General features: G+C 48.1%; 11 protein-coding genes. 7 read left to right on the top strand and 4 right to left on the bottom strand.

Features of this window, described 5'->3' with window-relative positions:
- The gene (locus LHL18_RS01570) at window positions 1-795 is read left to right on the top strand and encodes a CsgG/HfaB family protein (RefSeq protein WP_226765492.1); all 795 of its coding nucleotides are present in this window, start codon (window positions 1-3) and stop codon (window positions 793-795) included.
- Here LHL18_RS01570 and LHL18_RS01565 read toward each other — a convergent pair.
- The gene (locus tag LHL18_RS01565; protein ID WP_134054658.1) at window positions 762-1439 is read right to left on the bottom strand and encodes a response regulator transcription factor; all 678 of its coding nucleotides are present in this window, start codon (window positions 1437-1439) and stop codon (window positions 762-764) included. The two genes, LHL18_RS01570 and LHL18_RS01565, sit on opposite strands and share 34 nt — an antisense overlap.
- Before the next feature lie 137 nt (window positions 1440-1576).
- On the opposite strand from LHL18_RS01565, the gene LHL18_RS01560 reads away from it, so the two are divergent.
- The 3 genes from LHL18_RS01560 to LHL18_RS01550 all read left to right on the top strand — a co-directional run bounded on the left by LHL18_RS01560 (window position 1577) and on the right by LHL18_RS01550 (window position 4624).
- Entirely contained in the window at window positions 1577-2050 is a 474-nt protein-coding gene (locus LHL18_RS01560; protein WP_226765491.1) for a low molecular weight protein-tyrosine-phosphatase, read from the top strand.
- Between the two features lie 143 nt (window positions 2051-2193).
- On the top strand, window positions 2194-3543 hold the full coding sequence (locus LHL18_RS01555) for a class II 3-deoxy-7-phosphoheptulonate synthase (RefSeq protein ID WP_226765490.1): 1350 nt from the start codon (window positions 2194-2196) through the stop codon (window positions 3541-3543).
- Between the two features lie 22 nt (window positions 3544-3565).
- Window positions 3566-4624, top strand: coding sequence for a 2-dehydropantoate 2-reductase (locus LHL18_RS01550; RefSeq protein ID WP_226765489.1), 1059 nt, complete (start codon window positions 3566-3568; stop codon window positions 4622-4624).
- Between the two features lie 13 nt (window positions 4625-4637).
- On the opposite strand, the gene ppsR is transcribed toward LHL18_RS01550, so the two are convergent.
- Entirely contained in the window at window positions 4638-5447 is an 810-nt protein-coding gene (gene ppsR / locus LHL18_RS01545; protein WP_134054666.1) for a posphoenolpyruvate synthetase regulatory kinase/phosphorylase PpsR, read from the bottom strand.
- A 137-nt stretch (window positions 5448-5584) separates the two neighbouring features.
- On the opposite strand from ppsR, the gene ppsA reads away from it, so the two are divergent.
- Window positions 5585-7963, top strand: coding sequence for a phosphoenolpyruvate synthase (gene ppsA, locus LHL18_RS01540; protein WP_226765488.1), 2379 nt, complete (start codon window positions 5585-5587; stop codon window positions 7961-7963).
- 41 nt (window positions 7964-8004) lie between these two features.
- Here the strand turns inward: ppsA and LHL18_RS01535 are convergent, their stop codons facing one another.
- Window positions 8005-8940 carry a carbohydrate kinase family protein gene (locus LHL18_RS01535; protein ID WP_226765487.1) on the bottom strand — a complete coding sequence of 312 codons (936 nt, stop codon included), beginning with the start codon at window positions 8938-8940 and terminating at the stop codon, window positions 8005-8007.
- Between the two features lie 104 nt (window positions 8941-9044).
- Between LHL18_RS01535 and LHL18_RS01530 the strand changes: the two genes are divergently transcribed.
- Window positions 9045-10064, top strand: a complete 1020-nt coding sequence (locus LHL18_RS01530; protein ID WP_226765486.1) for a LacI family DNA-binding transcriptional regulator — start codon at window positions 9045-9047, stop codon at window positions 10062-10064.
- Window positions 10065-10082: 18 nt separating this feature from the next.
- Here the strand turns inward: LHL18_RS01530 and gtfA are convergent, their stop codons facing one another.
- The gene (gene gtfA, locus LHL18_RS01525; RefSeq protein WP_226765485.1) at window positions 10083-11570 is read right to left on the bottom strand and encodes a sucrose phosphorylase; all 1488 of its coding nucleotides are present in this window, start codon (window positions 11568-11570) and stop codon (window positions 10083-10085) included.
- 177 nt (window positions 11571-11747) lie between these two features.
- Between gtfA and LHL18_RS01520 the strand changes: the two genes are divergently transcribed.
- Complete coding sequence (locus tag LHL18_RS01520) at window positions 11748-13001, top strand: MFS transporter (protein WP_226765484.1); 1254 nt, start codon at window positions 11748-11750, stop codon at window positions 12999-13001.
- Window positions 13002-13107: the final 106 nt, after the last annotated feature.

Genomic DNA, 13107 nt, shown 5'->3' with positions numbered 1-13107 from the left:
ATGGTGCTGATTAAAAAACAAGTTTTACTTTGCATGGTGTTGCTGCTCGGTAGTTGCTCATTAATACCTAAGCTAGATATCAACATTACACCCGCCAGCATTGATGCTCCCAGCACTGTCATGCAAGCTTTACGTGAGCAAGGAAAGCCGCGCAGCGCTATACCGGTATCAGTGTACGCATTTCGGGATCAAACCGGTCAATATAAGCCACAGGCCAACGTGTCCAGTTTTTCTACTGCCGTTACGCAGGGGGCAACCTCAATGCTGACGCAAATCTTGCTTGAAACAGGCTGGTTCGCGCCAATGGAGCGTGAAGGGCTGCAAAATTTACTGACTGAACGCAAAATTTATGGCTCAAACAAAAAATCAGTTGAGCTGCCAGCGTTAAAAGAGGCACGCTTGCTGTTTGAAGGCGGGATTATTGGCTATGAAACAAATCTGAGTACAGGGGGTATTGGGGCTGAATATTTTGGCATAGGGGCCTCTGAGCTGTACCGGGAGGATCAGGTTACGGTCTACCTGCGGGTGATTGATGTGCATACCGGCCAGGTTCTAATGTCTGTGTCGAGCAATAAGAAAGTGTTTTCCCAGGAGCTTCGTGCCGGCTTATTCCGCTACGTATCACTTAACCGTCTGGCAGAAGCCGAGGCCGGGTATTCAACAAATGAGCCGGTACAATATTGTGTTAAACAAGCTATGGAAACGGCGGTGGTTGAACTTATTACCCAGGGGCAGCTCCGCGGCTTCTGGCGTGCAGAAGATCAGCTCAACCTTGTTGAAGCTGAAGGCTCATGACGAGCAGGCTGTTGTGCCCAGCGCAGTAATTCAACCCGGTTCCGGGATTGGGTTTTACGGAAAATCGCTGACATGTGCGCTTTGACTGTATGTGCGCTGATGTTCAGTGTCAGAGCTATTTCCTTATTCCGGGCACCTTCAGCCACCAGCTGAATGATGCGTTTCTCCTGTTTTGTCAGTAAGTTATTATCGGGTAGGACTAGCTGTTCAGTTGACGCCGCGGACTTTTGCAACAGTAACTGATCTACCAAATCAGACATCACTGAGCGGGCATAATATAACTGGCCATCCATCATCGATTTTAGCGCAGTAAGGACGCGGTCTAGTTGTTCGTCCCGGTAGATAACACCCCTTATGCCATTGTACAGCGCCTGGATTGGGTCAACTAAAGTGCGCTCCGCCTGAAATAAAAACAAAGGTGCTTTTGTCTGCAGGTACTGCAGTTCAGTGGAGAGGTTTTTTTTGTTCCAGTCAACATGGTGAAAAGGGCAAGCCAGCAAGGTGCCGGTCTTCAGTGTGCCACCATACAAGATGGTAAGCTTGCTACGCTGCTCAACAGTGATACCGACAGACTGCGCCAGTAAGCTGATGCTGCTTTGGTTTTCTTGCTCTGTGAGTACGATAAGTTTGGTAAACTTATCCATCAGATATACTCCTGCGTACTGCTTATATTGTTAATCCATTCAGACGTATACTGTACCCCGAATGTGGCGAATGCAAGTCTTAACCTGATGTTCGACCCATGCTAGCATGACCTCAGATAATAATAGGGAAATCTGTTATGACAAAAAAAGTACTGTTTGTCTGCTTAGGGAATATCTGCCGTTCACCTACAGCTCATGCCGTCATGCGGCATAAAACTGCTGCAATGCCAGGTTTTATAGAAATAGAATCTGCCGGTACCAGTGCATCGCACAGAGGGGAAAAACCCGATCCGCGGGCTGTACGGGAAGGCATGCAGCTTGGTTATCAATTCAGCGATATCGTATCCAGACCGGTGCAGGATGCTGATTTCAGCTACTACGATCTGATCCTGGCGATGGATAACGACAATCTAAAACAGCTGCAATCGCGTTGCCCGGCGCAATGGCAGCATAAAATACAATTGTTTTTGCAGTATCATCCGCAATATCCCGAGTTACAGGAAGTACCAGACCCGTATTATGGCGGCAGCCGCGGATTTGCTCTGGTGTTTCAGATGATAGAGCAGGGATGTGATGGACTGCTCAGGCATCTTAAGCAGCAAGATAGCTAAGTTATGCAGGCTAATTTGCATAAATCTTAACCAGTTAAGGTGCTGCTGCGGTAAATGTCATAAATTATGCTAAAAGCAGCATTGAATTTACGTCCAGAAGTCTATAACTTGCTTGGCAGTTCATTAACCATAGGAAAATCATCGTGACCACCTGGACGCCTCAAAGCTGGCGCAACCTACCGATCCAGCAGCAACCTAATTATCAGGACAGGGAACTGCTGCACAGTGTTGAACAGCAACTACACAAATATCCGCCACTTGTTTTTGCACAGGAAACGCGTGATTTGTTTAGTCAGCTCGGTCAGGTCGCCAACGGTCAGGGATTTTTACTGCAAGGTGGTGATTGCGCCGAGAGCTTCAACGATTTTAATGCGCCTAAGATCCGCGATACGTTCAAAGTATTACTGCAAATGGCGGTGGTGCTGACGTTTGCCGGCGGTTTACCGGTGGTTAAAGTTGCCCGTATGGCCGGGCAATATGCTAAGCCGCGCTCGAGCGACCTCGAAACAATTAATGGTGTGTCTTTACCAAGTTACCGCGGCGATATTGTAAACAGTTTTGAATTTACCGAAACGGCCCGTCAGCCTGACCCTAACCGGTTAACTACAGCTTATCACCACTCTGCAGCAACACTGAACCTGCTGCGGGCGTTTGCTCAGGGTGGTCTGGCCGATTTACATCAGGTCAGTAAGTGGAATATGGGCTTTGTCGAGTCAAATCCACTTAAAGACCGCTATCAGGACGTCGCGCAGAGAGTTCAGGAAGCGCTGCGCTTTATGGAAATTTGCGGTATTACCGGTCAAAATTCTCCTTCTATCCGTGAGACGCAGTTGTTTACCTCACATGAAGCGTTGTTGCTCAATTATGAAGAGGCGTTGACGCGGCGGGATTCATTGACCGGTGACTGGTATGATTGCTCTGCCCATATGGTATGGATTGGTGAACGTACACGGCAGTTGGATCATGCACATATCGAGTTCTTCCGTGGTATTCATAACCCGGTCGGTGTGAAAGTTGGTCCGGGCATGCAGCCAGATGAATTGATCAGGTTAATTGATGCCCTCAACCCGAACAATGTCGCAGGGCGGTTAACCCTGATAACCCGTATGGGCGCAGATAAACTGGCTGATAAATTACCGGCATTAGTGCGCCGGGTACAGCAGGAAGGGCGCAAAGTAGTCTGGAGCTCAGATCCGATGCACGGCAACACTGTTAAAGCCAGCAATGACTATAAAACGCGGGATTTTGAAGCGATTTTACGCGAAATTCGTAATTTCTTTGCAGTACATAAAGCCGAAGGAACCCACGCGGGGGGTATCCATCTGGAAATGACCGGTGAACACGTGACTGAATGTACCGGCGGAGCCTATGGTTTAAGCGAGCATGATCTTGGTAAGCGCTACTTCACGCAATGTGACCCAAGGTTAAATGCCGATCAGGTACTGGAATTAGCGTTCCTGATTGCCGATACTTTACGCACAGCGCGTAAATAGCCACGCGCTCACAGGAGCGTAAGTGCAACCAGAGCAACGGACTCAAAATGATAATGGCCAGCTGGCAACAGCTGGCCAGCGTTATTGTGTAGGAATAGTCGGTGCAGGCAGTATAGGCTGCTATCTGGGCGCGCATCTTTGCCAGGATGCGGCGTTGGACGTCAAATTTTTTGGCAGGGAAACCATGGCGCTTGAACTTGCCGCGCATGGCCTCAGCGTAACGTCGTTTAATCATCAGACTTATTATGCCCAGCCAGTGGCGTTTTTCAGTTCGCTTAACAGCCTGATTGAATGCGATATCGTGTTATTAACGGTTAAAGCAACGGCATTGGTGCCGATGCTTGCACAGCTGCAACGCTTTCTGCGTCCCGAAGTGCCTCTTGTTGCCATGCAAAACGGTATTGGTATCGGTGAAATGCTGGCACAGGATTTAGCCAACCCAGTGTTAAGGGCAATAGTGCCGTTTAATGTGGTTAAAAACAACGCCGGCCAGTTTCACCGGGCTACATCCGGCGACATTATTCTGCAGCGCAATCAGTTTGACGTGGTTAACTATGTTGTTAGTGTCTTTAACCGACTGCAATTAAAGGTCGAGCTATGTGACGATATCACCAGCGCCGAATATGGCAAGTTACTGCTTAATCTGAATAACGCTTTAAATGCGATTAGCGGCTTGCCGTTACAACAACAATTGCTTGATAGGAATTTTCGCTGTTTGTTGTCTTATGCGATGCTGGAGTGGCTGGCGATATGTGAGCGCATCGGTATAAAACCTGCAGCTTATACTCGCTTGCCCAATGCGTTGTTGCCCTGGTTGTTACGCTTACCCACACCGTTATTTACTGTGCTGGCAAAAAGCATGCTGACAATGGACACACAGGCGAGATCATCAATGTGGGACGACATTCAGGCAAAAAAACGCACTGAAATTATGTTTTTAAACGGCGCTGTGGTTCGCCTGGGCCAGTTGTACCATATTCCCACACCGGTCAATACCTTACTGGTAGAGCAGATCAAGCGGCTTGAAAGCGGCGATAACAGGCCGTTGACGGCGAAAGAATTACTACGCCAACTGGCTTAAATCGCCCTAGAGCTCAGTACTTACGTCTTTTAAGCCCTGTTTTTGCGATTATTTTTGCCGAAATTTCCTCTATGGACAGATGAGTAGAGTTTAAAAAAGGGATCAGCTCGCGCTGATACAGTTTTTCCACTTCTGCCAGTTCCAGCTGGCATTGGCGTAAAGATGCATATCGGCTATTCGCTCGTCGCTGTTCCCGGATCTGGCTTAAGCGCTCTGCAGTGATGGTTAAGCCAAACAGTTTACTTTTATTCCGCTTTAACACTTCAGGCAAACTCAGTCGTTCCATGTCTTCTTCTACAAACGGATAATTTGCCGCCTTAATACCATACTGTAGTGCCAGATACAGGCTGGTAGGCGTTTTACCCGAGCGGCTGACACCCACCAGAATAATATCGGCCTGATCGAAGTTTTTCAGGTTGGAACCATCATCGTTAGCCAGCGCAAAATTGACAGCGTCGATACGAAAATCGTAGGTTTGCTCATGAATACTGTGGGTGCGGTGGGTTTTGGGTACGGGCGCGACGCCAAGCTCTCGTTGTACAGGGTCAACAAAGTTGTTCAGGAAGTCATAACAGACACCGTTACTGCTATTGATGATCTTGCGTAAGTTGTCGTCAACAAAGGTTTGAAACACTAAAGGCTTTTGCCCTGTGGTTTTATAACGATCGTTTATTCGTTGCCTGACTTGTTCTGCCATATCTTCAGTTTCGACAAATGGGATGGTTACATGCTCAAATTGTGCTGGAAAAAGAGTAAGTAAGGCATGACCAAACACTTCGGCAGTAATCGCTGTGCCATCAGAAATATAAAAGGCTGTACGCACGTTAACTCCGTTTTGTTGTTATAAAATTACATTGAAAATTAAGGTTTTAATTAACACAAGTGCCAGTGTAAAATCATCTGGCACTGTAATGCTGACCGTAAGCTTACACGCCATACGACAAAAATTGGAGACGAACTGTGCAGGAATTTGTTATTTGGTATGAAAACCTGGGAATGCATGATGTTAACCGCGTTGGCGGTAAAAATGCATCGTTGGGTGAAATGATCAGTAATCTGGCTAATGCCGGTGTACAGGTACCGGGTGGATTTGCCACCACAGCCTATGCCTTTAATCAATTTCTTGAACAAAGCGGTGTCAACGAGCGGATTTATCAGTTATTGGATGGCTTAGATGTAGATAACGTGACAGAACTGGCCAAAGCTGGTACGCAAATCCGGCAATGGGTTATCGACACGCCGTTTCAACCCGAATTAGAGCAAGCCATTCGTGAGGCCTATCAGCAGCTGCATCCTGACGCTAAACAGGATGTGTCTTTTGCCGTGCGCTCATCAGCGACAGCAGAAGATATGCCGGATGCGTCTTTTGCCGGTCAGCAGGAAACCTTCCTGAACGTACGTGGCTATGATGCAGTTATCGTCGCCATTAAGCATGTGTTTGCTTCATTATTTAACGACCGCGCTATTTCTTACCGGGTACACCAGGGCTATGACCACCGCGGTGTAGCGCTGTCTGCTGGTGTGCAGAAAATGGTGCGTTCAGATTTAGCCTCTTCAGGCGTGATGTTCAGTATCGATACTGAATCGGGCTTCGAAGATGTGGTGTTTATTACCTCTTCGTACGGCTTAGGCGAAATGGTGGTGCAGGGCGCAGTAAACCCGGACGAGTTTTACGTGCATAAACCGACGCTGGCCGCTGGTCGTCCGGCGGTGGTAAAACGTAACCTGGGCAGCAAAAAAGTTGAGATGGTCTACTCAGGTGAGCAAGGCCACGGCAAGCAGGTAAAAGTTGTCGACATTGCTGCAGAGCGCAGCCGCCAATTTTCTTTGACCGATGCTGAAGTTGAAGAGTTAGCCAAGCAAGCCGTGATCATTGCCAAGCATTACGGCCGGCCAATGGATATCGAATGGGCTAAAGACGGCAATGACGGCAAGCTGTACATAGTGCAGGCACGGCCGGAAACGGTAAAAAGCCGTGAAGACAGCAACAGCATGGAACGTTTTCAATTGCAGGGTAAGGCAGCTGTGTTAGTGGAAGGCCGCGCCATTGGTCAGCGCATTGGCAGTGGTACGGCTAAGGTGCTTAAAGGCATTGAGCAAATGGATCAGATCCAGCCCGGCGATGTACTGGTGACCGATATGACCGATCCGGATTGGGAGCCGATTATGAAGCGTGCTTCTGCTATCGTGACTAACCGTGGCGGCCGTACCTGTCATGCTGCCATTATTGCCCGAGAGCTGGGTATTCCTGCGGTGGTAGGCTGCGGTGATGCCACCAGTAAAATTAAGACCGGTCAGCAAGTTACCGTGTCGTGCGCAGAAGGCGATACCGGTTTTATCTACGATGGTAAACTGGATTATAAGGTCGTAAGCAGCCGCGTTGATCAGATGCCGAAGCTTGATTTAAAAATCATGATGAACGTCGGCAACCCGGAGCGCGCTTTTTCGTTTGCTAAATTACCGCACGCTGGTATTGGTTTAGCTCGCTTGGAATTCATAATCAATCGTATGATTGGTGTGCACCCTAAAGCATTGCTGAATTTTGATGCGCAAACACCGGAGTTAAAGGCAACAATAAGCGAGATGATCGCCGGTTACGACAATCCGGTTGAGTTTTACATCGCCAAACTGACCGAAGGCATTGCCACCTTAGCCTGTGCTTTTGCGCCGCAAAAAGTCATCGTGCGGATGTCAGATTTCAAATCGAATGAGTATGCCAACCTGGTCGGTGGTCGTCAGTATGAGCCGCATGAAGAAAACCCGATGATCGGTTTCCGGGGCGCTTCACGTTATATCTCTGAAGACTTCCGAGATTGCTTCGCGCTGGAAGTAGAAGCGTTAAAGCGTGTTCGCAATGTTATGGGCTTTACCAATGTTGAAGTGATGATCCCGTTTGTGCGCACGTTGGAAGAGGCAAGCGCGGTGATCAACTTACTGGCAGAACATGGTTTAAAACGCGGCGAGAATGGCCTGCGCGTTATTATGATGTGTGAACTGCCATCTAATGCGTTACTGGCAGGAGAGTTCCTGGAATACTTTGATGGCTTCTCAATAGGCTCTAACGATTTAACTCAGTTAACGCTGGGCCTGGATCGCGATAGCGGCTTAATTGCGCATTTATTTGATGAGCGTAATCCGGCGATTTACAAACTGCTGGAAATGGCGATTAAGACCTGTAAAGCCAAAGGTAAATACATTGGTATTTGTGGCCAGGGCCCTTCAGATCATGAAGACTTTGCCGCCTGGTTAATGCAGCAGGGCATTGACAGCGTATCGTTAAACCCGGATACGGTACTGGAAACCTGGCTGTACCTGGCCGAGAAATACGGCAAAAACTAACAGCTTAAAAACACCCCGCTTAGGCGGGGTGTTTTTTTGTCTTAACTCAGTTTTGCCAAAGCGAGGTCGAGTTCTTCACGTGTTGGCGGGTTGCAGCCTTTAGTGGCGATATTTAAGCTTGCCGCCAACATGGCTCGCTGCAAACAATGCCTCAAGATATCCAACGAGACGTCATCGGCTTTAGGTAATCCCTGTTTAATTAGCGATACCAGTAAGTTTGCCCAGAACGTATCGCCGGCACCGACGGTATCAACAAAGGGCGTTGCTGCAATAACCGGTAATGTTATGTGATGTTGCTGCCAATACAATGTGGCGCCTTTGTCGCCCTCAGTTAACGCCAGCATTGCACTGGGTGCGCTGTGTCGCACTAAAGAAACAGCGTCAGAGAGGTCTTCACCTTCAAATAGCAGCGCGAGGTCTTCATCACTGGCTTTTATATAATCGCTTTGCTTAATCATTTGCTGCACAAAATCGCGATAAGCCGCGACATTAGTTACAGCATTGAGTCTTACGTTGATATCCAGCGCAATACGTATACCTGTGGCTTTTGCCGCACTGACTACCTGAGCAATACGTGGCGCGTCTTCACTTTCTAATGCCAGCGAACCCAAATGTAATACTGTGCAATCGGATGGCAAGGCGGCAATTTGTGTTTCAGCGCTGATATCTCTATCGGCAATACCGGTGCGATATAAACTGTATTGCGGTTGTAACTGCGCATCCATCGATACCATCGCCAGCGAACTGGGACGGCGGCTAAAGTACTGTAAACCGTAGCTAGCACCATTTTGTTGAAGATAAGCAGCAAACTGCTGGCCAAACGCATCTTGTGATAATGGTGATATATAGCTTACGTTAAGCCGTTGCCTTGCTGCGGCGATAGCAACGTTAAAGGGCGAGCCGCCCAGGCAGGGGCGATACAAGCCATTGTGCTCTGGCAGCATATCAACAACGTTCTCTCCAATAACCGCAAGCATAGTAGTTTCCTGTCGCAATGAGCTGTGCAAAGATAGCATTTGGCAATAAGTTAAAAATCATATAACTTAATCAATTAAGAAGAAAGCCTGAAGTGACTGGAACGATGAGTAAATTAACGCTGAAAAGTGTTGCTAAAACCCTTGGCGTATCAACTGCGACCATTTCCAATGCGTTTAACCGGCCGGATCAACTGTCGGTTGCCCTGCGGGAAAAGATACTTAGTGCCTGTGCTGAATTGGGCTATTTTGGTCCGAATAAAGCGGCGCAATCGTTACGTACCGGTAGCTCTGGCATTGTTGCAGTTATTTTGTCTGACTCGCTGGAATATATGGTCAGCGATCCGGTGGCCAGTCAGTTTTTGCAAGGTGTCACCCGCGAGTTAGAGCGGCATAAACTGCATTTGTTATTGTTCTCCGGCAGTAGTGCCAACCTGGATGCGATCAGCGATTTTGTTGATGGCTTTATCTGCTACGGTGCACCGCGAAATCTGGCATTAATAAAACAGCTGGCACAAAGCCCGAAACGCGTGTTGACGGTCGACTTCGATCTACCCGGTCGCCCTTCAGTAAACATAGATAACGAGCAAGCAGCGTATCAAAGCGCAAAAGCGGTCATCAATAAAGATGATACCGTTGCGATACTCGGTTTGAGGTTGATTGACGCCAGCGATACCCGACCGGTATTGGATGCACCGCTGTGGGATAATCAAAGCTCTATTGCTCACCGGCGGCTCGACGGATACCAGCGCGCGATGGCAGAGTATGATCTCATTCTGCGGCCTGATTATCTATGGCATATTCCAGAGAGTAACCAGCAATTCGCACAGTACGCTGCCAGATCTGTGTTAGCCCTAAACCCCAGGCCTACAGTGCTGTTATGTATGAGTGATTTAATCGCGCTAAGTGCGATGCGCGAAGCGCTTCAGCTCGGCATTGCCATTCCAGAGCAGCTTAAAGTGGTAGGTTTTGATGGCATTGACGAGACATTACGTTATCACCCGACATTAAGCAGCGTATGGCAGTTTAGTGACGTCAAAGGCGAGGCTGCGGTTAGGGCGTTTTTATCAGCAGATAACAGCCCCCAGCTATTGCCATATCAGCTTAAGCTGGGGGAGAGTAGTTAAATATATCTGGTGCCGGGCTTACGCCAGCAAGCTGTGAAGTTGCAACAGCTCTGCAGCTTCACCTTCATTCTGCCAGGCTAAGGCCGCTGTCAGACTGTCAAGTGTCAATGTTAAGCTTGCTGTATGACCCAAATGCTGCCAGCTTAACTGATAAGTGTTATCTGATAGCGTGTGGCTAAAGCTGCCATTAAAGGCCTGCATGTTATGGCGCAACTTAATCAGTTTAAGCAGGGCTTTTACCACTGGCTTTTGCAAAGCCTGGTTAATGGTGTCTTGATTGAAATAGGGGCGGTTAATGTCACGCCCCACGCCGGTACGTTGTAATAACGCTACGTCATTCTCGGCCGCCAACAAGCCAGCGTAGTAAATTTGGCTGATACCCGGGCAAAAAAGCTGAATTGCCCGTGCCAGTAAATAATCGCCGTCGTTTTGGCCCAGCGCATCGTAAAAGCTGCAGTTAACCTGATATAAGTCAACATTGTTAGCAGCATTGCCGGTGGCAAGTTTGGAACTGCCTTTGCTGTTCTGGTGGATTTTTTCCACTAACGCATCCAGCTCTGGATCAGTTAATAGCCCGGGTTCACCATTGTGATCAGCCGCATCAACAATGCCTATGCCATCATGAGTATCCAATACCGTGATACAGTTACGCGGTGCTATATCTAACCAGGTTTTTAACGCCTTTGCATTGCGGGTAAAGAGTGTATGTAGCACCAAAGGTGGTAAGGCAAAGTCGTATACCATGTCACAACGTTTGGCGATTTCAATTTGTGTTTTGTGATAACCATGGATCTCGACTAAGCACGTCATACCGAGCGCTCTGGCCTGCTCTGACAATTGAGCGATGAAGTCAAACGTTTCAGGCAACATAAAGCAGTTGGTGCCAGCTTTTTTAATGGCATAACCCGCCGCATCCAAGCGGATATATTTCACACCATGATCGGTAAAGCGTTGCAATATCGCCTGCAGATAGGCCTTACCCGGTTCAGAGTCAACGTCGATATCAATCTGGTTTGCGGTAAAAGTGGTCCAAAATGGCACAATTTGGCCGTTTGCCAATCTGATACCAGTAAAGCATGGCGTAGGGCGGGGCCGGTAAATGGCGCTTAGCTGCGTAGCATCCGGCTTGGTACCAAAGACTTTATCGCGTGTTAAAAACAGTGGCCAGTATTTGGAAGCGGCACCATGTTGCAGAACGTCGAGAAATTGCGGCGATTGTGCTGATATATGGTTAACAATCATATCCGCCATGATTGGATAATCTTTTGCCAGATGCTCAATATCTTGCCAGGTTCCCAAACGACTATCGACCGCCGTATGGTCAGATGGGTCGAAGCCGGCATCTTCACCATCGATTGGCGGATAAAACGGCAATAAATGTACCCCGTCAAATAAGCCGGACAGCTGACCATTAAGCAACTTATGTAAATCTGATATTTTTCCGCCACTTAGCCTGTCAACATAAGTGATTAACTGGATCTGGTTGGTGTGTACTGCGTTAGTCATTGTCGGCTTCCTGAAAAAAATATTTGCATCTTAAACGATTAAGATATAGCTTTAAGCCAACGCACAACTTTGTCAAGCCCCGCGATAACAATAACAGGGCAAATTATCAGAGCCGTGCCACAACGGGTGTTAACTGGCCGGTGCGCTTACACCGGTCTGCCGCAAACGGGGAACAAAATGCTGACTAGCAAAAGTAGCGTTTTAGCTGTCGGGGCAGCTGAAACAAACGATACGGCGGTACGGTTACAGCGTCAGGTGCGCTGGATGACTTATCTGATGTTTTTTGTCTTCGCTATGACGACAGACGCCGTTGGCGTGATTATTCCTGAAGTGATGGCGCAGTATCAGCTGACGATGTTTCAGGCCAGTGCATTTCACTATGTGCCGATGGTGGCGATTGGTTTCGCCGGCCTATTGCTTGGCCGCCTGGCCGATAAATTGGGTCGCAAGACACTTATCATTATCGGACTGAGCCTGTATGCGGCAGCCTGTTATAGTTTTATCGCCGGCGATAGTGCAGTGTTTTTTATCCTGCTGATGGGGATTTGTGGCCTGGCAATAGGCATATTTAAAACGGCGGCGCTGGCGCTGATAGGCGATATTAGCGAAGACAGTGCTAGCCATACCCGCACCATGAACAAAGTTGAGGGTTTCTTTGCCCTGGGTGCGATAGCCGGCCCGGCGCTTGTCACGCTAATGATTGCTGCATCGATACACTGGAAACAACTGTATTTGGTGGCAGGGCTGCTGTGCACTGTATTAGTGATTATGGCTACACGTTTGCCTTATCCTCCCTACAAAGCCTCCATCACACAGAGCACGCTTCGTCAGTCACTGGGTTTACTCAAAGATCGTTATGCGCTGGGTTTTTCGCTGGCGATAGCGCTATACGTTGCATGTGAAGTGGCAATTTTTGTCTGGTTGCCAACGTTACTGGCAGGCTACGACGGTAGTTTCGGCTTTGTGGCCATGCATGCGATTACGATATTTTTTATTCTGCGTGCAGCTGGCAGGTTTCTGGCCGGTATCATTTTACAGCGGTTTTGCTGGAGCAGTGTAATGGCGGTGTTTACGTTGGCCATTTTTATTTGCTTTATGCTTAGCATGCTAGGCGGAAAAGAAGTTGCGCTATGGTTAATGCCGCTTTCCGGCCTCTTTATGTCCATGATATATCCAACGTTAAATTCTAAAGGCATTAGCTGCTTTCCACGCCAGCAACATGGTGCGGTAGCCGGGCTTATTCTGGCGTTTACTGCACTATCAGCTGCGTTGGCACCGGCTCTGATGGCGATAATTGGCGATATGGCAGCAAATGTAAGTGTCGGTTTTTATCTTGCCACCGCATTTTCAGCGCTGCTGGCAGCGGCGATGATTTATAACTGGCTGGCGCAACCAGCAAAACAAAAATTAGCACAGCAACAAACCGATTAAATTTTATATAAGTGATAAGTCTTTAAGTTTTAAATGAAAATTATCGCCTCAAAACTTAAACGATTAAGTTGTAGTTAAATTAGCTATCCAACAAAAGAGATAGCAA

The sequence above is a fragment of the Rheinheimera aquimaris genome (assembly GCF_020531985.1).
Classification (GTDB): domain Bacteria; phylum Pseudomonadota; class Gammaproteobacteria; order Enterobacterales; family Alteromonadaceae; genus Alishewanella; species Alishewanella aquimaris.
The sequence above is the reverse complement of the archived record's forward strand: the minus strand, read 5'-3'. Positions and strand labels throughout refer to the sequence as shown.